16 protein-coding genes are annotated in these 18,314 nt (G+C 66.3%); 6 read left to right on the forward strand and 10 right to left on the reverse strand.

Going from position 1 to position 18,314, the window contains the following annotated elements; translation table 11 throughout:
- The first annotated feature begins 19 nt into the window (after positions 1–19).
- Both AC1DYS_RS17195 and AC1DYS_RS17200 read left to right on the forward strand, forming a co-directional pair.
- Positions 20–487, forward strand: coding sequence for a thiol-disulfide oxidoreductase DCC family protein (locus AC1DYS_RS17195; RefSeq protein ID WP_477901265.1), 468 nt, complete (start codon positions 20–22; stop codon positions 485–487).
- A complete protein-coding gene (locus tag AC1DYS_RS17200; protein WP_477901267.1) occupies positions 484–1,872 on the forward strand; it encodes an SDR family oxidoreductase in 1,389 nt (462 codons plus the stop codon). The genes AC1DYS_RS17195 and AC1DYS_RS17200 overlap by 4 nt, the downstream gene beginning before the upstream one ends.
- On the opposite strand, the gene AC1DYS_RS17205 is transcribed toward AC1DYS_RS17200, so the two are convergent.
- The 3 genes from AC1DYS_RS17205 to AC1DYS_RS17215 all read right to left on the reverse strand — a co-directional run bounded on the left by AC1DYS_RS17205 (position 1,808) and on the right by AC1DYS_RS17215 (position 5,581).
- Positions 1,808–2,764 (reverse strand): cupin-like domain-containing protein, encoded by a 957-nt coding sequence (locus tag AC1DYS_RS17205; protein ID WP_477901269.1) that lies wholly within the window; start codon positions 2,762–2,764, stop codon positions 1,808–1,810. The two genes, AC1DYS_RS17200 and AC1DYS_RS17205, sit on opposite strands and share 65 nt — an antisense overlap.
- Positions 2,765–2,956: 192 nt before the next feature.
- Positions 2,957–3,499 carry a hypothetical protein gene (locus AC1DYS_RS17210; RefSeq protein WP_477901271.1) on the reverse strand — a complete coding sequence of 181 codons (543 nt, stop codon included), beginning with the start codon at positions 3,497–3,499 and terminating at the stop codon, positions 2,957–2,959.
- Between the two features lie 246 nt (positions 3,500–3,745).
- Positions 3,746–5,581, reverse strand: coding sequence for a patatin-like phospholipase family protein (locus AC1DYS_RS17215; RefSeq protein ID WP_477901273.1), 1,836 nt, complete (start codon positions 5,579–5,581; stop codon positions 3,746–3,748).
- 172 nt (positions 5,582–5,753) lie between these two features.
- Here AC1DYS_RS17215 and AC1DYS_RS17220 point away from each other — a divergent pair, with 172 nt between their 5' ends.
- Positions 5,754–7,067: a cation:proton antiporter gene (locus AC1DYS_RS17220; protein ID WP_477901275.1), complete on the forward strand. Its 1,314-nt coding sequence runs from the start codon at positions 5,754–5,756 to the stop codon at positions 7,065–7,067.
- Here AC1DYS_RS17220 and AC1DYS_RS17225 read toward each other — a convergent pair.
- The gene (locus AC1DYS_RS17225) at positions 7,027–8,262 is read right to left on the reverse strand and encodes a pyridoxal phosphate-dependent aminotransferase (protein WP_477901277.1); all 1,236 of its coding nucleotides are present in this window, start codon (positions 8,260–8,262) and stop codon (positions 7,027–7,029) included. The two genes, AC1DYS_RS17220 and AC1DYS_RS17225, sit on opposite strands and share 41 nt — an antisense overlap.
- On the opposite strand from AC1DYS_RS17225, the gene AC1DYS_RS17230 reads away from it, so the two are divergent.
- From AC1DYS_RS17230 to AC1DYS_RS17240, 3 genes are all read left to right on the forward strand, one after another.
- Entirely contained in the window at positions 8,261–9,700 is a 1,440-nt protein-coding gene (locus AC1DYS_RS17230) for an aminotransferase-like domain-containing protein (protein WP_477901279.1), read from the forward strand. The two genes, AC1DYS_RS17225 and AC1DYS_RS17230, sit on opposite strands and share 2 nt — an antisense overlap.
- The gene (locus tag AC1DYS_RS17235) at positions 9,697–10,092 is read left to right on the forward strand and encodes a YkvA family protein (protein WP_477901281.1); all 396 of its coding nucleotides are present in this window, start codon (positions 9,697–9,699) and stop codon (positions 10,090–10,092) included. The genes AC1DYS_RS17230 and AC1DYS_RS17235 overlap by 4 nt, the downstream gene beginning before the upstream one ends.
- Positions 10,093–10,182: 90 nt before the next feature.
- Positions 10,183–10,980, forward strand: coding sequence for a MipA/OmpV family protein (locus AC1DYS_RS17240; RefSeq protein ID WP_477901283.1), 798 nt, complete (start codon positions 10,183–10,185; stop codon positions 10,978–10,980).
- A 116-nt stretch (positions 10,981–11,096) separates the two neighbouring features.
- Here AC1DYS_RS17240 and rocF read toward each other — a convergent pair whose 3' ends face one another.
- The 6 genes from rocF to AC1DYS_RS17270 all read right to left on the reverse strand — a co-directional run bounded on the left by rocF (position 11,097) and on the right by AC1DYS_RS17270 (position 18,262).
- Positions 11,097–12,023 carry an arginase gene (gene rocF / locus AC1DYS_RS17245; RefSeq protein WP_477901285.1) on the reverse strand — a complete coding sequence of 309 codons (927 nt, stop codon included), beginning with the start codon at positions 12,021–12,023 and terminating at the stop codon, positions 11,097–11,099.
- Positions 12,024–12,041: 18 nt separating this feature from the next.
- Complete coding sequence (locus AC1DYS_RS17250; protein ID WP_477901287.1) at positions 12,042–12,941, reverse strand: LOG family protein; 900 nt, start codon at positions 12,939–12,941, stop codon at positions 12,042–12,044.
- Positions 12,942–12,964: 23 nt separating this feature from the next.
- Entirely contained in the window at positions 12,965–13,720 is a 756-nt protein-coding gene (locus AC1DYS_RS17255; protein ID WP_477901289.1) for a HesA/MoeB/ThiF family protein, read from the reverse strand.
- A gap of 103 nt (positions 13,721–13,823) precedes the next feature.
- Positions 13,824–15,266 carry a S41 family peptidase gene (locus AC1DYS_RS17260; protein WP_477901291.1) on the reverse strand — a complete coding sequence of 481 codons (1,443 nt, stop codon included), beginning with the start codon at positions 15,264–15,266 and terminating at the stop codon, positions 13,824–13,826.
- Between the two features lie 144 nt (positions 15,267–15,410).
- Positions 15,411–17,984, reverse strand: a complete 2,574-nt coding sequence (locus AC1DYS_RS17265) for a diguanylate cyclase domain-containing protein (RefSeq protein WP_477901293.1) — start codon at positions 17,982–17,984, stop codon at positions 15,411–15,413.
- On the reverse strand, positions 17,981–18,262 hold the full coding sequence (locus tag AC1DYS_RS17270; RefSeq protein ID WP_477901295.1) for a hypothetical protein: 282 nt from the start codon (positions 18,260–18,262) through the stop codon (positions 17,981–17,983). The genes AC1DYS_RS17265 and AC1DYS_RS17270 overlap by 4 nt, the downstream gene beginning before the upstream one ends.
- Positions 18,263–18,314 lie beyond the last annotated feature (52 nt).

Raw genomic sequence — 18,314 nt, forward strand, 5'->3', positions numbered from 1 at the left:
TGAAATTACTGGAGGGATCATGAGCGCTGTCTACCCACTCACCTTGCTGTACGACGCGCAGTGCGCGGTGTGCTCGCTCGAGATGGATCACCTGCGCTCGCGCAACGAGGGCAAGCTCCAGTTCGTCAACATCAGTGAGCCGGGCTTCGACCCAGCGCCTTACGGCGCGACGCTCGCGGCGATGAACGCCGAGATCCACGCGCGCCGCGCCGATGGACAGGTGATCAGTGGCGTGCAGGTGCTGCGCCTGGCCTACGAAGCGGTGGGACTCGGCTGGGTGTTTCGGCCCACTGCATGGGCACCGCTGCGTGCGTTCTCGGAAGCCAGCTATCGCGCTTTTGCACGGCACCGTCAGCCGATCTCAAGCGCCGCAGCGCCGCTGATCAACGCGATTCGGAGCTACCGCGCTCGGCGGCTGACCCAACGCATGCGCGAGTGCGCAGCAGGCGCTTGCAACATCGACGACCACGGCCGGAGGCCATCATGAGAGTTCTCGTTTGCGGTGCGACAGGTTGTGTGGGGCAGGCGGTGGTGCATGCACTGCGCTCGCGAGGCCATGCGGTGGTGGCTGGCGCGCGCAGCGCGGTCGATGGGCGCCATGCGATGCATGTCGACTACATGGAAGCACGCAGCCCCGATGCGTGGGCGGCACGGCTGCGTGCCGAGCGCGTCGACGTGGTGGTGAACTGCGTCGGCATCTTGATGGCGTCGCGCAGCCAGAGCTTCGAGCGCGTGCACACCGAAGGTCCGGTCGAGCTTTTTCGCGGTGCCGCGCTGGCGGGCGTTCAGCGCGTCGTGCAGGTCTCTGCGCTGGGCGTGCGCGGCGACGCCGACACGCTGAGCACTCCCTACCTGCACAGCAAGCTGCTGGCCGACGATGCGCTGGCCTCGCTGCCCGTCGACTGGGCGGTGTTGCGCCCCTCGCTGGTCTATGGCCCCAGCAGCCAGAGCGCTGCCTTGTTCGCCACACTGGCGAGCCTGCCCGTGATCTCGCTTCCCGGCCGCGGCTTGCAGCAGGTGCAGCCGATCCACGTGTACGAACTGGCCGAGTCGATCGCGCAGCTGATCGAACGCACAAGCCCGGTGAACGAGGTGTTCGAACTCGGCGGGCCGCGGGCCTTGGCCTACCGCGAGATGCTCGCTCAATACCGCTTAGCACTCGGCCTGGGCGACGCGCTGTGGCTCCCGATGCCTATGCCGTTGATGCACGCGATGGTATGGCTGGCCGAGGCGCTTCCGCAAAAGGTGTTTTGCCGCGACACCATCCGCATGCTCGATCGTGGCAGCGTGCCTGTTGACAACGCTGCAGCGCGCCTGCTCGGGCGCCTGCCGACTCAGCTGGCGCAGGGCCTCACCATCAGCGCACCCGAACCGCTGGTCGACCTGCGTGTGCACCTGAGCCCTGCGATGGCGGCCATGGCGCGTGGCTCGCTCGCCTTCATGTGGCTCTACACCGCGCTCATCAGTGCCGCGCTGCCGCAAGAGTCCGGCGTGCTGAAGCTGCTCGAGCGCTGCGGATTCGAAGGCCGCTGGGGCCTGGCCGCGTTGGTCTTTTCCTGCAGCCTCAACGTCTCGCTCGGGCTGCTGATCCTGCGGCGCCCGTTGCCCTGGGTGCTCGCGCTGCAGGTGGCGGCGGTGCTGGGCTACACCGCCACTGCAGCGTTCAACATGCCTGAACTCACCATCGACCATTGCGGCCCGCTGGTGAAGAACCTGCCGGTGCTCGCGCTCATCATGCTGCTGTGGTCTGCGGCACCTGCGCCGAAGGCACAACGACGCGCCGTTCGCGCGTCGTCGTCGAACCCTGTCAGTGCCGGTGCAGCAACTGTGCGACCTGTTTCACCATCTTCGGCGCTGACGCGACTCGGTTGACGCCCGAATACAAGCGTTCGTCGTAGGTGCGCGGGTGCGGTTTGGAGAGGGATTCCATCGCCGCGTACTTGGCCCAGTCCGACAGCCGCGACTGCCCCGGCGGGCGCGGGCGCAACCTTAGTTTCCGCAAGAAGTGGTTGATCTGGTAAACGCGGGCGACCCTCTCCTGGCCCGGCAAGATGAAATAGAAAGCGGCGCTGACCGACACCTCGCTGCCATTGCGAATGAGGTGCGGCGCAAGCGGCGGGTGGTGCACGCCGCGGCCGGGTGTCAGGTGAAAGCGCTGGCCGACACTGTTGAGCTCAGCGCGGTAGCGGCCTGCGAGCTTGTTGCCGCGGTAGTAGTCCTCAATCTCCGCCTCGGTGAGCACCGCTCGGTCGTTGGGGTCGAAGAGGCATACATCCTTCTCGCCCCTGATCTGCATCAGGAAGTTGCTGTCGTGGTCGAAGTGATATGGCACTTGCAGGTTCGGTGAGTTCATGAACACGTCGAGCCCGGCCCACGTGATGTTCGCGCGAACGGGCCACCCGGTGATGGCCTCGACGTGGCCGAGAAACGCCTGCAGCAACTCGTCGAACTCCGTGCTCAGCGTGTTGACAGCAGAGATCTTCAGCCAGTGCTGGCCTTTGTGCAGCCCAGCGATGTTGTCGAGCATGCGCTGGGTTCGCTCGCTCTTGCTCAGCTGCCGTTCTTCCGTGCTGAGGTACTGGTCGCCGCTCCCTTTCTGAATGGCGACCTCGGCAAGCCGTGCAAGCCGCCCGATGTCGAACAGAGCGTGGTACGCGAGAGGGTGCTCGAACATGAACGGAGATTGATTCACCATCTCCTCGGCCAGGCGATCATGAGGGCAGAGATCGAAGCCCTGAAAAATGGCGTTCAGTTGCGTGCTCATTGCATGCTCCTTTCGGCAGCGGGCCTGTCGAGAGACGGCACAAGGTGTCACGCAAGCCCGTCCGTCTTCGCTGCCCGTCGAGCTTCATCATGGCAAGAGGCATTCCGCCAGATCAAGTGTGAAAATCACTGATGGAAATACCTGCTTCGCGCCCGCGCGTAGTGCGGCGCAGAGTGAAGCGGCTCGCGCGGTTCAGCGCTTGGCGTAGCGGGTCGCCGTGAAGCGGTCAGACACGGCGGTGGTCTTGTTGTCCATGTAGCCGCTGTCTCGCAGACGCTGGCGTATCGCGGTGTCGCCCAGCGTGGCGGCCTTGCCCTTGAGGTGCACGACCCACATCGCGCGGCAGGGCATGTCGGCATGCCGCGCGATGGCCTGCGTGAGGTCCTTGTCGTCGAGGGCGATGGCAATGAGCACAGCCGCATCGCTTGCGCCTGTCGTGCTCGCGCCGGCCAGCGCTTCTGCCAGTGCCGCATCATCAGCGCAGCCCAGCAGGTAGGCCTTCGCGTCTGCGCCGATGCCCAGCTTCGACGCGAGCGAAGGCGGCGGCGTCATGATCTTCTTGAACCACTTCTGCGCTTCTTCAGCGCCGAGTTCCAGCGCCACTCGTTCGCCTGCACACTGGAAGCGCAATGCGTTGCCTTGAACCTCGACGCCGCTCAAGGCAGAGATGGCGAACCGGCGTTTCAGCGAGTCGCCTCGCACCACGAGTTCTGTCGATTCGAGCAGCCCCTTCACGGCCTCGGTGTGCGAGCCGATCGTGCACGGGCCCCGCGCCTCGCGCCCCATTAGTGAGACCGATGCGCTTGCATGCGCGCGTGGGTGTTTCCGCCCGAGAGTTGCTCGCGGCCATCGCCGATGCACCTGACGGCGACCCGGTACACCTCGCGGTAGAGGCGGTCAAATTCGTCTGCGAACTGTGGCGATTCCATGGATTTGATTATGCGAGGCACCCATTGTTTCGAACAGTCCGAAGCATGCTGCTCACTTGGCGCGCGGGCCTTCGGTCTCTCGGCAGACCGTGCGTGCATCAGGCACAGCCCCTGGCGCTGCACGTTCGGCCAGCACCAGCGCATGGATCTGCTGCAGGCAGGGGTTGGTCGGTGTGATGACGGTCTGCACCGCTTCGTCGAGCAGCTGCGCGTCGCCCGACGAGAGCTTGAACGAGGTGGGAATCGCGTCGAGCTTGCGCTTGAGGCCGGCGCCTTGTGGATTCGCTCGGGCCACGTCGTCGAATCCGAAGTGATAGAAGACCAGGCGCTGCGTCAGGTCGAGGTCGGGGTGGCCGCGCTCGTTCAGGGCCTTGCACAACGTGCTGGGCAGCTCGCGGCTTTCGGGCTTGCAGTCGCCATCGGTCCAACGCAGGTGGCCGGAGTCGAATTCGCCGAGCAGCTTGGCGCGGTTGTTTTGCAGCAAGGCGTCGACCGCGTCGCTGACGTTGGCGTCGAGCAGCAGGCCCACCGCGCCGCGCGGGTCGGAGCTGAGCCGGCTCGCGCCGTGCGGGCGCGTGAAGGCGTCGATCAGCAGCACGATGATGCGGTCGTGCGTGAGCTTGCCTTCGGCCTCCATCTGGAAGAGCGCGCGCTTGATCGACTTCAGGCCCAGGTTGTCGGAGTTGCCGCCGTCGAACACGTGCAGGTATTGCTTGTCGGTGCACTGCAATTCGCCGATCCGGTTGTCCTGGCAGTAGCGCTCGAGTGCGGGCGGCCGGTAGTCCTGCAGCGTCTGGTTCGGGAAGATCAGCGGGAAGGCGGACGACGCCATCACCGCGCGGCCCAGTGAGTAGCGGCCGATGTCGGAGTTGATGCGGTCGCGGAAGTCTTCTTCGGTGAAGGTGAACACGCTGCCGAATGCGTATTCGTCGGCCGCGTTGATGCCGGGTGCGTCCTGGTCGGCGGCGGTGGTGGCATTGATGAGCAGGTAGGGGCGCGTCGGGTTCAGCTCACCGATGCTCAGGTCCTTGCCGATGAAGCGGGTGCCGTACAGGTTGTCGGCCAGCGTTTGCGCCATGATGTCGCCGCGGTCATAGGCGGTGAACCAGTAGCGCACCACGTTCGAGGGCCAGAACCAGTTGCCGAACCAGCGCATGAGGTAGTCGCGGCTCGCGAGGCCGAGCACCGGTGTCTTCTCCCAGTCGCGCAGGTGGCTCAGTGGGGCCTGGCGGCACAGGTTGTCGAGCCTGCGCAACTCGGCCGACAACGGTTCGAGCCGGGTCGTGAGCCAGGCCACCTCATCGGGCTCCAGGGGCGACGAACAACGCAGTTCATTGCGCTCCCGGTCGATCTTGATGCGCGATGCGAGCGGCGTGTATTCGATGGTGGCCGGCAGCACCGCCGCGAGCGCCTCGGAGGTGATCGAGGTGTCGCGCGACGCGGCATACAGCGCGGCCGTGACGGACCCTCCTGAGACCGACGACATCACGTCCACTTCGTTCAACAGGTCGACATCGGGGTACAGCGCCTGCAGCTGCAGCATGGTCGCGGCCGAGAGGTACGACGCCCGCGAGCCGCCGCCCGACAGCGCGAGGAGCATCAGCACGCGCGGGTTGCCGCGCTCGCCGCCGACCGAGAAGGTGGCGCGCGTTTTGGTGGGCGTATTGCCAGGCGCGGCCAATGCCGGCGAGTTCGATGCGACCCGCACCAGATCGAGCGCGCAGTTCGTGTGCGTGAGGCTGCCGCATTCGGCGCCGCCGATGCCGGCGCAGGCTGACAGGAGCGCTATCGCAGCCAGCAGCGCGAGGCTTCTGGCCTGCCAGGCCCATGATCTTGCGATGCCGAGATGACGCATCTGCTGGTTATAGGTCTGCGATTCCACACTCATATCCCCACCCTTAGGGAGCGCGGGGTGGTACCCCACTCGAATGAGGTGCGTTGCGGACCGGATTCATGAGGCCAAGGGACCGAGTTCGGGAGCGTGCCCGCGCGCCGCTCGCGGCATTGCGCCTCTGCTATGGTGCTTTGGTCATGGACCTTGTTGCCTCCTCACCCCGCTGATGTTCATCACCTGGTGCCTGATCGTTGGCGTGTTGCTGATCGTCATCGGCCTCACGGATACGCTTCGACAGGAATTGCCCGTGAGCGCGGCCGCGCTGTACCTTCTGGCCGGCTACCTGCTCGGCCCCGAGGTCTATGGTTTGCTGAACTTGCGGCTGGCCGATGACGCTCGCTTGCTTGAGCGAGTGAGCGAAGGGGCGGTGCTGATCTCCCTGTTTGCCGTCGGCCTGCGCTTACGTGCACCGCTCGGCGACCGCCTCTGGCGCACGCCGCTGCTGATGGCCAGCGTGGCGATGGTGCTCACCATCGGCATGCTCGTGGGTATCGGCGTGGGTCTCGGGCTGTCGCTGGGCGGCGCCGTGCTGCTGGCGGCAGTGCTTGCCCCCACCGACCCCGTGCTCGCTTCGGAAGTGCAAGTGCAGCACAGCCTCGACCGCGACCGCCTACGCTTCAGCCTCACCGGTGAGGGTGGCTTGAACGATGGGGCGGCTTTTCCCTTCGTCATGCTGGCGCTTGGCCTGCTGGGCTTGCATGAGCTCGGGCCCCAGGGTCTGCGCTGGTGGGGTGTGGACGTGCTATGGGCGATCCTGGGGGGCGTGAGCATCGGCTGGTTGCTGGGCTTTTTGTTCAGCCGTGCCGTGGTCTATCTGCGCCGCGAACAAGAGCAGGCACTCGGCATGGAAAGCTTCCTGACCCTCGGCCTCATCGCGCTCACTTATGGACTTGCACTCTCGATGCAGACCTATGGCTTCCTCGCGGTATTTGCGGCCGGTCTTGCCATGAGGCACGTGGAGCGCAAGGACAACCCCAACGCCAAGACCGCCGATCCTGCGCCCGACCCCAAGTCGGCCACGGTGTCCGACGTCGGCCCGCCGGCTTCGGCCCGGCCGGCGCAGGCCTCGGCGTACATGGCGAAGGCTGTGCTCGACTTCACGCTCGACCTCGAGAAGCTCGCCGAACTCACGGTGATGGTGCTCATCGGCAGCCTGGTGCAGCGTGCAGCGTTCACTGCCGCGAGCTTGGCGGTGGCTGTTGGCTTGATCTTCGTCGTCCGGCCCATCGCCATCTATGTCACCACCTTGTGGTTGCCGCTTACCGGGGCGCAGCGAAGGCTTGCCGCCTGGTTCGGCGTACGCGGCATCGGCTCGATGTACTACCTTGCCTATGCGATGGCGCACGGCGCCGGCACGCAGGAAACGGCGCTGGTCACCGATGCCGTGTTGGTAACCATCGTCCTGTCGGTCTTGCTTCATGGCTCCACGGCCACGCCGATCATGCGGCTGTACCGCCGAACCTGGGGTGCCCGGCGCTGAACGTGGCCGCGACGGCATCAAGCGCCTGCTGCAACTCGATGGCTCCGAGCAAGCCGAAGCCGAGGCGGAACACGCGCGCCGATTCCCCAAACCACGTGCCTGGCGCCACCCGAACCCCGTGCCGGGAAAGCTGTGCATGGAAGCGATCGACCGCCGCATCGTCGAAGGCCGTTTGTTTCAGGCGCACGCAGCAGAGCGCGCCGGCATCGGGCCGCACCCATTCCACCTGTGCAGCGTGGCGGCCTACCCAGGCCTCCACCAGCGCGCGGTTGCGGCCCAGCAACTCGCGCCGTTCTCCGAGGATGTGGTCGCGCTGGGTCAGCACCTGCACGGCGGCCGCTTCGTCGAGCGCCGAGCAGGAGATCACGGTGTTGAACTTGGCGGTGACCAGCTGCTCGCGCAATGCGGCATCGCGCGTGATGGCCCAGCCGATGCGCAGGCCGGCCGCACCGTGGCACTTGGAGAGCGAGGCCACGGTGACGACGCGTGGCCCGAGCGTGGCCGCGCTGGGCGCGGCGGTGTCGTCGCCGTAGGTCGCTTCACGGTAAGTCTCGTCCAGTACCAGCCAGGCTTGCGGCGCATGCGCCTGCATCATCGCGACGATCTCGCGCAGCGTGGCGGCGGCAATGGCCACGCCCGACGGGTTCTGTGGCGACGCCAGGCTGACCAGCTTGGTTCGCGGCGTGAGCAGCCGACGCAGCTCCGCCAGATCAGGCTGGTAGCCGTGGTCGAACGAGAAGCGCAGCGTGTGCACCGTGGCACCGACGGTGGTCAGCACGTTGCGCGCGAGCGGGAACACCGGGCCCGCGACCACAGCCTCATCGCCAGGCTCGCAAAGCGTGAAGGCCAGGAGAAACAGTGCGTGCATGCCGCCCACGGTGACGACCACGTCGTCGGCCTCCACGCCGTGGGCCGTGGCGATCAGGCGGCGCAGTGCCGCGTCGCCGGGTGCGGTGCCGTAGCCGAGCGACAGGTCGTCGAAGCCCCCGCCCAGCAGCTCGCCGACCCGCAGGTTGGGGCCGACGCTTTCGGCCAGATCGAAGCGCGGCGCCTCGCCGACGAGGGAGATGATTTCGTTGCGTGAGAATCGTGGCATGGGTCGCTCCAGCGGTGTGTCGATGGCCACGATGTTGTTGCGCCATGCCCAGCGATAACAGCCACAATTCACCGTCATTGCCACCAGAACAGTTTGCATGGAAGCCACCTCCCGCTATCGCTATGAAGTGCTGGCCGACCTGATTGCCGGCCTGGTGGCGCAAGGCACGCTGGTGCCGGGGTCGCGCGCGCCTTCGCTGCGCGACATCAGCCAGCAGCAGCGCACCAGCCTCACGACGGCCTTGCAGGCGTACCGCCTGCTCGAAGACCGCGGTGTGCTCGAAGCGCGGCCGCAGTCCGGCTTCTATGTGGCCAAGCCGGCCATCGCGTTGCCGGTGCCCGCGACCAGCCGGCCGCCGTCGCAAGCTACCGAGGTGGCCTTGTCGGGTTTGATGATGCAGATGCTGGAGCACGCGTCGAACCCGCGTTATGCGCCGCTGGGCTGCGCCATCCCGAGCCCGCAGTTGTTGGCCTCGGGCAAGCTCGACCGTTGCCTGGCGCGCGCGGCACGCGTGAAGGGCCTGCACCACAACACCTACAGCCCGCCGCGTGGCGAGGCGGTGCTGCGTGTCGAGATCGCGCGGCGTGCGCTGCGCTGGGGCCAGGCCCTGTCGCCGGACGACATCGCCATCACCTGCGGCGCCACCGAAGCACTGGCACTGGCGTTGAACGCTGTCGCGCGGCCCGGCGACACCATCGCGATCGAATCGCCCAGCTACTTCGGCCTGTTGCAGGTGCTGCGCGCGCTGGGCCTGAAGGCACTCGAGCTGCCGACCGATGCGCGCAACGGCATTGCCGTCGATGCGCTGCGCGACGCACTGGAATCGAAAGACGTGCGTGCCTGCGTGCTGGCCTCGTGCTTCAGCAACCCGCTCGGCTGCACCATGCCCGAGACCAACAAAGTGGCCGTGCTAAAGCTGCTGGCCAAGCACCGCGTGCCGCTGATTGAAGACGACGTCTATGGCGACATCCACTTCGGCAGCGAACGCCCGCGGCCTTTCAGCGCGCTGGATGGCAGCGGCAACACGATCTACTGCGGCTCGTTCTCCAAGACGCTGGCTCCGGGTTACCGAGTGGGCTGGATCTCGACGCGGCGCCACATGGCGCGGGTGCTGGAGAGCAAGTTCTCGTCGACGCTGTGCGGGCCGGTGTTGCCGCAACTCGCGCTCGCCGAGTACCTTGATTCCGGCGGATACGACCACCATCTGCGTCGCATGCGGCAGACCTTTGCCGACACCTTGCGCCGCATGAGCCACTTGATCGAGCAGGTTTTCCCCACAGGTACCAAGGTGTCGCAGCCCGAAGGCGGCTTCGTGCTGTGGCTCGAGCTGCCCAAGGCGGTGGACAGCCGGCGGCTGTTTGCTCAGGCGCTCGAGAAGAACATCTGCTTCGCCCCCGGCGTGGTGTTTTCTGCCAGCGGCAAGTACGCCAATTGCCTGCGTTTGAGCGGGGGCTATGGCTGGGACGCCAGAATCGAAAAAGGCGTGCGTACCCTCGGCGCCATGGCACGTACGCACCTCACAAGGAACGCTTCATGATCTTCAAAGTCGGCAGGCTGCTGCGCGCCGCCAACGCGGCCCGGCTCGCTACCTACGTGGTCGCGCTGTGGAAGCTCTTCAAGCACCCGCAGACGCCGCGCGGCGCCAAGCTCGTGGCGGTGGCAGTGCTCGCCTATGTGCTGAGCCCGATCGACCTGATCCCCGACTTCATCCCCGTGCTCGGCCAGCTCGACGACCTGGTCATCGTGCCGCTGGGCATCGCGCTGGTGACGCGGCTGACGCCCAAGCCGCTGTGGGAAGCGCAGCTGCGCGCCGCCGAGCTGTCGACCGAAAAGCTGCCCAAGCTGTGGTGGGGCGTGCTGCTCGTCGGCCTGGTGTGGGTGACGCTGCTGGGGCTCTTCGTGTGGTGGATGGTTCGCCTGATGGCGTGAGACGTTTCCAAAGGCAATGTCACACGAGGGGCAGGAAGCCTCGGCTACATTGGCCGCGCTTTCCAACCCACTCACTCGTGATCGACACCCATGAACTTCAACTCGCGTCACTTCTTGATGGCAGCCGCGCTGCTGACCGCCGGCACCTGCGCACACGCCCAGTTCATGGATTCCGTGAACCTGCCCAACTCGGGCGGTGAGGGCGGCGAAGGCCGTGTCGGCGCGGCGGTGATCGCCGGCTACAAGTACCTGGGCTCCGATGAGCGCCGCTGGGTCGCGTTTCCGGGCATCGACTACCGCTGGGCCAACGGCTGGTTCGCAGGGTTCAGCACCGGGGTGGGCTACCAGTTCAAGTCCGACCCGCAATGGCAGTACGGCTTGCGCATGGCCGTCGACCTCGGCCGTGAAGAAGACCGCTCCAGCGCGCTGCGAGGCCTGGGCAACATCAATCCACGGCCCGAAGCCGGCGCCTTTTTGAACTGGCAGGCCTCGCCGAGTTTGACCCTCACGAGCTCGGTGCGCTACGGCGCGGGCAATGACCGCCACGGCCTGGTGGTTGACGTGGGCGCACGCCATGGCTTGCAGCTGGCGCCGCAGTGGCACCTGGGCTTCAGCGTAGGGGCCACCTACGTCAACCGCGATTACATGCAGAGCTACTTCGGCATCACGCCGGAGCAGAGCGCGAACAGCGGCTATGCGGTGTCGCAGGTCGGTGCCGGGTTGCGCGACGTGCGCGCCGGCGTGTCGCTCACGCACATCATCAACCGAGACTGGGCCGCCACGCTGGGGGTAAACGCCACTTCGTTGCAAGGCGATGCGAAGGACGCTGCCATCGTGCGCGAGCGCACGCCCATCACGGGCATGCTGGGGATCGGCTACCGCTTCTGACGGCTAGATGGAAGCGGTGAACAGCGAGGGCGGGCCGAGCGCCGGGCCGCTCCCAAGCCGGCCCGCCATCCCCTAGGGGGATCGCTCGGTGTACTCACCGAGCGAGGGGCCAACATCTACTTGCGCATCAGAGTGCTCTTGCCAAACAGGCTCTCGATCAAGTCGACCGCCAGCTCGGCCGTGGCATTGCGCACGTCGAGTGCCGGGTTGAGCTCCATCACGTCGAGCGAAGCCATGCGGCCGGTGTCGGCGATCATCTCCATGCAGAGCTGCGCCTCGCGATAGGTTGGGCCGCCCATCACGGTGGTGCCTACGCCGGGAGCGATGGGTGGGTCGAGAAAGTCGACGTCGAAGCTCACGTGCAGGTGGGTGTTGACGTCCATCGTCGCAAGCGCGAGCTCCATCGCGTGGCGCATGCCCATCTCGTCGATGTAGCGCATGTCGAAAACCTCGAGGTCCATCTCGTGCACGAAGCGCTTCTCGCCTTCGTCGACGCTGCGGATACCGATCTGGCGAATCCACTTCGGGCTGATGGCCGGCACGTGGCCGCCGATCTCGATCAGCTCCTTCGGGCCTGAACCGCACAAGCAGGCCACCGGCATGCCGTGAATGTTGCCGCTCGGTGTGAGCACGTTGGTGTTGAAGTCGGCATGCGCGTCGAGCCACAGGATGCGCAGCTTCTTGTTCGTCTCGCGGCAATGGCGCGCGACCGCGCTGATGGAGCCCAGTCCGAGGCAGTGGTCGCCGCCCAGCAGGATGGGCATGCGGCCGAGGGCCAGTTCGGCGTGCACGGCGTCGTGCACCAGTCGGTTCCAGGCGACGACCTCGGCCAGGTGCCGGTAGCCGTCGACCGGCGGCTGCCAAGGGTTGGCCGGGCCGGAAAGGTTGCCGCGGTCGGCCACATCGAGCCCGTGGCCCTGCAGCACCGGCACGATGTTGGCGACACGCAGGGCCTCGGGCCCCATGCTCGAGCCGCGTGTGCCGGCGCCGATGTCGGTGGGCGCGCCGATGATGCTGACGAGTTTTTGGGGTGCGGTTTGCATGGGTTCAGTGTGTGCGTATCAGTCGTCCAGGCCACTCAGCTCGGTGGCAGGCAGGTCGTAGCCGTACTCGGCCTCGAGGATGTTCCAGGCCTCTTCGGCTGATTCGACGAAGCGGAACAGCTGCAGGTCGAGCGGGCTGATCATGCCCGTCTCGACCAGCAGGTCGAAGTTGATCAGGCTGCTCCAGAACTCTTTGCCGAACAGCAGGATGGGCCGGCGCCGGCACTTGCCGGTTTGAATGAGCGTAAGCACCTCGAACATCTCGTCGAGCGTGCCGAAGCCGCCGGGGAAGCACAGCAGCCCGATGGAGCGCATCAGGAAGTGCATCTTGCGCAGGCCGAAGTAGTGGAACTGGAAGCACAGCTCCGGCGTGATGTAGGGGTTGGGCGCCTGCTCGTGCGGCAGCACGATGTTCAGGCCGATGCTCTTGCCGCCGACCTCGAACGCGCCGCGGTTGCCCGCTTCCATGATGCCGGGCCCGCCGCCGGTGACGACGTAGATCGGGTGGGCCAGCTGCTTAGATTTCTCGGTGACGAGCGCGCCGAAGCGGCGGGCTTCTTCGTAGTAGCGCGACATGCGCACGTGCGTTTGCGCGATGCGAAGGGCAGTCTCGTCGTTGGCAGATTGCGCGTCGGCGACGAGGCGCTGGGCCACGTCGGGCGGCACGATGCGTGCGCTGCCGAAGATCACGATGGTCGACTCGATGCCTTGTTCCTGTTGCACGAGTTCGGGCTTCAGAAGCTCGAGCTGCATGCGCACGGGGCGCAGCTCTTCGCGCAGCAGGAATTTCGTGTCCGTGAACGCCAGGTTGTAGGAGCTTTCAGGCCCGTCATAAAGCGAAGGCGCCGGGCCCTGTCGCTCGGCTTCTTTCTTGGCCGGAGGGAAGTTGCGGGCGGTGAGTTCTGTGCGCTTGTCCATGGGAGCAGCTTAACGCTTGGGAGCTACGAATTGCGTGTGCCGCACACGCTGCAATCGGCGTTGCGCGGGGTGCGGATCTCGGTCCATTCCATCGAGCGCGCGTCCAGCATCTGTAAGCGGCCGGCGAGCGACGAGCCGGTGCCCGCCAGCAGCTTCAATGCCTCGGCGGCCTGCATGCTGCCGATGATGCCGACCAGCGGCGCCAGCACACCCATCGTGGCGCAGCGCACCTCTTCGAACGCGGCATCGGGCGGGAAGATGCAGGCATAGCAGGGGGCTGTGGCCTGGCGCGTGTCGTAGACAGAGATCTGCCCGTCGAAACCGATCGCCGCGCCGGACACGAGCGGCTTGCCGTGCTTCACGCAGGCCGCATTCACTGCGTGGCGGGTGGTGAAGTTGTCGCAGCAGTCGACGACCACGTCGGCCGTGGCCACCAGCTCATCGAGCCGCTGTGCGTCCGCACGCTCCTGCAGCGCCACCACGGTGACTTCGGGGTTGATGTCGTTGACGGACTGCGCAGCCGAGGTCACCTTGGCTTGGCCGATGCGCGACATGTCATGCACGATCTGGCGCTGCAGATTGGTCAAGTCCACGGTATCGTTGTCGACCAGCGTGATGCGGCCGACGCCCGCCGTGCCGAGATACAACACCACCGGCGAGCCCAGGCCGCCGGCACCGATCACCAGCGCGTGCGCGCCCAGCAGCCGCTGCTGGCCTTCGATGCCGAGTTCGTCGAGCAGGATGTGACGCGAATAGCGCAGCAGCTGGTTGTCGTTCATGGGCGGGAGCATACAAACACAAACGCCGGCGAGCATGCCCGGCGGTTCGACAATGAAAAACGCCCGTGGGCGACACGGGCGTTCGGGAGGCGAAAGAACCGACTCAGTTGTTGGTGGTCACCTCGGCCTTGCGTTCCACCACCGTCTTGGACACCAGCACCGGCTTGCCCTTCAGACGGTTGATGGCCTGGGCCAGCTGGAAGTCTTCGGCGCTGCCGAACTCGGGCAGCGGCTTGACTGGCGCGGTGCTCTTGGCTGTTTCTTCCTCGAGTTTCTTGCGCGCTTCTTCGCGGGCCTTCTCGCGCGCCTCGTCCTTCACCTCGGCACCCTGGCCGCTTTGGAGGTGCTTCTCGAGGTCAGCCTCGCGCATGCGCAAGGCAGCGAACAGGTTGCCTTCCATCGTTTCGTCGAGCATGACGTCGGGCACGATGCCCTTGGCCTGGATGGAGCGGCCGCTCGGCGTGTAGTAGCGTGCCGTGGTGATCTTGAGCGCGGTTTCCGGCGACAGCTGGCGCACGGTCTGCACCGAGCCCTTGCCGAAGGTCTGCGAGCCCATGATGGTCGCGCGCTGGTGGTCTTGCAACGCACCGGCGACGATCTCGCTGGCCGATGCCGAGCCTTCGTTCACCAGCACCACCAGCGGCACCTTCTTCAGCGCCTCGGGCAACTTGCGAAGCGGGTCGCTGCCGCCGCGGCGCAGGTAGTCGGACGGGCGGGCCTTGAATTCAGACTTCGACTCGGCGATCTGGCCGTTGGTGGTGACCACCGTGGCGTCGGTCGGCAAGAAGGCGGCCGAGACGGCGACCGAGGCTTCGAGCAGGCCGCCCGGGTCGTTGCGCAGGTCGAGCACCAGGCCCTTCAGGTTGGGCTCAGCCTTGTAGATCTCGGCCAGCTTGTTGGCGAAGTCGTCGACCGTGCGGTCCTGGAACTGGCTCACGCGCAGCCAGGCGTAACCCGGCTCGACGACCTTGGAGCGCACGCTCTGCACGCGAATTTCTTCGCGGGTGATGGTGATCGGGAAGCTGCGGTTCTCGGTCTTGCGGAAGATGGTCAGCGCGACCTTGGTGTTGGGCTCGCCGCGCATGCGCTTGACGGCCTGGTCCATGGTGAGGCCCTTGACGGCGGTGTCGTCGATCTTGGTGATCAGGTCGCCGCTCTTCAGCCCGGCGCGGAAGGCCGGTGAGCCTTCGATCGGCGAGACGACCTTCACCAGGCCGTCTTCCATGCCGATCTCGATGCCGACGCCGACGAACTTGCCCGTCGTGCCCTCGCGGAATTCACGGAAGGTCTTCTTGTCGAAATACTGCGAGTGCGGGTCGAGCCCGGCCACCATGCCGCCGATGGCGTCGGTGATCAGCTTCTTCTCGTCGACCGGTTCGACGTAGTCGGTCTTGACCATGCCGAACACCGCGGCGAGCTGCTGCAGCTCTTCGAGCGGCAATTGCGTCGCGGGGTTGCGAGCGGTGGCTTGCAACTGCATCGTGGTCAGGGCGCCGGCGACGGCCCCCAAGGTGACCCAGCCTGCGACTTTGAGTTTGGCGCCCATATACAACCTGCTTCCTGCCTGAGACGAAGATTTCACGCTTTTCCAGTATAAAACTGCGACCTCGCTTCGAGGGTGTTCGCAGGGTTAAGTTTCAAGACTTTTCGTGACCTTGTGAGACCGCATTGACCCTCGGGATTTGAAGGACTATGCGTCGGCCGCCATTTCGAAGCGCCCGCGGCCGGCCCGCTTGGCCTGGTAGAGCGCCGCATCGGCACGCTGCAGCAAGCCCTGGATCGTGTCCTGGCCGTTCATCGCCAGCGCCACACCGACGCTGCCGCCAATGTGGATCTTCTTGCCATCTACCTCGAACACCTCGCCCAGCGAGCCGACGATCTTGCGCGCCACGGCCTGGGCTGCGGTGGCGTCTTTCGCGTCGTTCAACACCACGGCGAACTCGTCTCCGCCCAGGCGCGCCAGTACGTCGGAGGGGCGCAGCACGCGCTGCAGCCGCTGCGCCACCTGCAAAAGCAGCGTGTCGCCGGCAGCGTGCCCATGCTCGTCGTTGACCGGTTTGAAGCCGTCGAGATCGAGGTACAGCAGCGCCAGCAGGTGCTGCTCGGCGTGGGCATGCGCCAGCGCCTCCTGGATGCGCTGGTCGAAGCCGGCCCGGTTGAGCACGCCGGTCAACGTGTCGGTCTGCGAGGCATCGAGCAGCTTTTGCTGCTGCAGCCGGTGCGTGGTGACGTCTTGCCCGAGGCCGACGAAGCCGGCCACGCGACCATCGGCGGCGTGGAATGGGATGTAGGTGGTCTCGAGGAAGAGCGCCCGGCCGGGCACGCCGCGCTCGCTCTCGAACATGGTTCGCCGGCCGGCCAGCGCCGCTTCGATGTGGGGCCGGCGAAGCTCGTAGGCGGCCTCGTCAAGTGCTTCCCGCATGGTCATGCCGACCAGGTTGCCCTGCGGCCGCCCGGTCAGGCGGTCAAAGGCGTCGTTGGTGAAGAGGTAGCGTTGCTGGTCGTCGAGCACGGCCACGCTGGCAGGCAGGGTCGAGGCGACGATGTTGAGGATCGCGTCGCTGCGCTGCAATTCCATGCGCGCCTGAACCTCTTGGCTGATGTCGCGCATCACGATGGAGAAGGTCTCGATCTGCTGCTGCTCGTCGCGGTGGACGATCAGCATCTCGCTCACCTGGATCTCCCGGCCGCCGTCAGCCAGCACCGAGGTTTCGCCCACCCAGATGCCCTGGGCCAGCGCCGTGGGCATGATCTCGTCGCGCACCTGCAGTTCGCGGTGGGCCGGGGTGAAGTCGTCGTAGCGCAAAGCGCCGAGGGAGTCGTTCGGGCCGATGGACAACCGGGCCCGGCCAGCCGGGTTGAGGTACAGCATGCGGCCGTCGGCGCCGACCTGGGCCACGATGTCGGTGCTCTTCTCGAAGATTGCCGTGAGCATGCGCTGAGCCGTCTGCTGCTGGATGCGCTCGGTGACGTTTTCCAGCGATCCCACCTGGCCGACCACCCGGCCGTCCAGCACCAGGGGCGCGCTGCGCACCGACATCACCGCATCCTTGCCGGTGACGGGGTGTTGGATGTGCAGCTTGTTCCTGATCGACCAGCCCGAAGCCACGGCCTTGCGCCAGGCCTTGATGACCTCTTCGCGTTGGCTCTCTTCGACGATCTCGCTCCAGCCCCAGGCCATGCGCTCTCGCGGCAGGCCAAGCTGCTCGAAATAGGCGTCGTTGGCGTAGGTCGTCTCGCCTTTTTCGTCGGTGCGGAACAAGCCCAGCGGAAATGCGGCGCTGACCGCTGCGAACTCGGCCTGGCTGCGCCGGGCGGCCCGCTGGCTGCGAGCCAGCACGAGCGAGAACAGGAAGGCCAGCACGGTGATGGCGCTCAGGCCGGCCAGCAGCATCTTGCGCCGGGCGTGGAAGGCGGCCATGGTTTCGTCCACTGCCTGCGAGACGAACACGGTGACCGGGTAGCGCTCGAGCCGCTCGTAGCTCACCGTGCGCTCGTGTCCTTCGGTCTCAGTGCCGCCATAGGGAAACATGCCCTGCGGCGCGCTTGCCGGCAGCACGCGCAGCGGGCCTTTCGTGCGCAAGTCGGTGCCGATCTGGTTCTCGGTCCAGGGTGTGCGCACGATCACCACCGCGTCGGACGTTGCCAGCGAGATCGCGCCGGCCGGCTTGTAGCGCAAGCTCTCGTGCAGCGCACTCAGGCGGGCGAGGTCGATCCAGGCCACGGCGCCGACGATGTCACCGGCTGCGGGGCTGATCCGGCGCGTAATGGGCCAGCGCCAGGGCTGACCCGACCCGGCGCGCAGCGGCACGCCGATGCGTGTCTTGCCAGCCTCGGGCCAGGGCACGGCAGGCATGGCTAGCTGCCACGCCGGCGTGCCGGCCACGGCCACACTGGCGCCGGTTTCCGAGGCAAAACCCATGCTCACCAACCCGTCGGTACCCTGGTTCAGGCGCGCGATCAGTTCGGCCAGCGCCGTGTCTTGCCGCGGGTCGCTCTCCGGGTGGGATTGCACCCAGTGGTCGAGCACCTGCAGGTTGCTCTCGACGCCCTGCAGCAGCCCGCGGGTGTGCTGCACCACGGCGTTGTTGACCAGCCGCAGTTGCTGCTGGGCATCGCTGGAAATGCGCTCCTGCTGGATGCCCGACGAGACCAGCACGATGGCCCATAGCAGGGCCACCAGGCCGAACGTGACGATGAACGGCCCGTACGCCAGCAGGCGGCGGCGCAAGCGCCCCTCGCGTGCGCCGGGCCTGGACGTCACTTCTTCGTGGGCCGCTTGGTTGCCGACGCTGCAGATGCTTTCACGGGCAGCGTGGGCTCAGGTGGGCGGGCACCGGCCGAGACGAGGCCGGGTGTGGCAATGCATGAGAGGTTCTTCGGCGCCAGTGCATAGGTGCTCGTGCCGGCGAGGTTCTGCTTCAGCGCGACGCTGATGATTTCGGACTTGGCCGACTCGCAGGCGAGGCCGCTGCTGAAGGTCGCGATGAGATAGGGGTTCATGCCATAGGCCGAAACGACGAAGGCAAAAAGCGATACCACGAGAGAGGCTCCTTGGCCGTGCTGGCCCTGATGTTCTGCGCACCATAACGGA

Source organism: Rhizobacter sp. P2_G4 (genome assembly GCF_056403575.1).

Bases quoted from the DNA above. Each gene is read 5' to 3' on its own strand.
- AC1DYS_RS17250 (WP_477901287.1), bottom strand. From the start codon at position 12,941: ATGGACAAGCGCACAGAACTCACCGCCCGCAACTTCCCTCCGGCCAAG.
- rocF (WP_477901285.1), bottom strand. From the start codon at position 12,023: ATGCAAACCGCACCCCAAAAACTCGTCAGCATCATCGGCGCGCCCACC.
- AC1DYS_RS17255 (WP_477901289.1), bottom strand. From the start codon at position 13,720: ATGAACGACAACCAGCTGCTGCGCTATTCGCGTCACATCCTGCTCGAC.
- AC1DYS_RS17215 (WP_477901273.1), bottom strand. From the start codon at position 5,581: ATGAGTGTGGAATCGCAGACCTATAACCAGCAGATGCGTCATCTCGGC.
- AC1DYS_RS17235 (WP_477901281.1), top strand. From the start codon at position 9,697: ATGATCTTCAAAGTCGGCAGGCTGCTGCGCGCCGCCAACGCGGCCCGG.
- AC1DYS_RS17205 (WP_477901269.1), bottom strand. From the start codon at position 2,764: ATGAGCACGCAACTGAACGCCATTTTTCAGGGCTTCGATCTCTGCCCT.
- AC1DYS_RS17220 (WP_477901275.1), top strand. From the start codon at position 5,754: ATGTTCATCACCTGGTGCCTGATCGTTGGCGTGTTGCTGATCGTCATC.
- AC1DYS_RS17225 (WP_477901277.1), bottom strand. From the start codon at position 8,262: ATGCAAACTGTTCTGGTGGCAATGACGGTGAATTGTGGCTGTTATCGC.
- AC1DYS_RS17195 (WP_477901265.1), top strand. From the start codon at position 20: ATGAGCGCTGTCTACCCACTCACCTTGCTGTACGACGCGCAGTGCGCG.
- AC1DYS_RS17260 (WP_477901291.1), bottom strand. From the start codon at position 15,266: ATGGGCGCCAAACTCAAAGTCGCAGGCTGGGTCACCTTGGGGGCCGTC.
- AC1DYS_RS17200 (WP_477901267.1), top strand. From the start codon at position 484: ATGAGAGTTCTCGTTTGCGGTGCGACAGGTTGTGTGGGGCAGGCGGTG.
- AC1DYS_RS17230 (WP_477901279.1), top strand. From the start codon at position 8,261: ATGGAAGCCACCTCCCGCTATCGCTATGAAGTGCTGGCCGACCTGATT.
- AC1DYS_RS17240 (WP_477901283.1), top strand. From the start codon at position 10,183: ATGAACTTCAACTCGCGTCACTTCTTGATGGCAGCCGCGCTGCTGACC.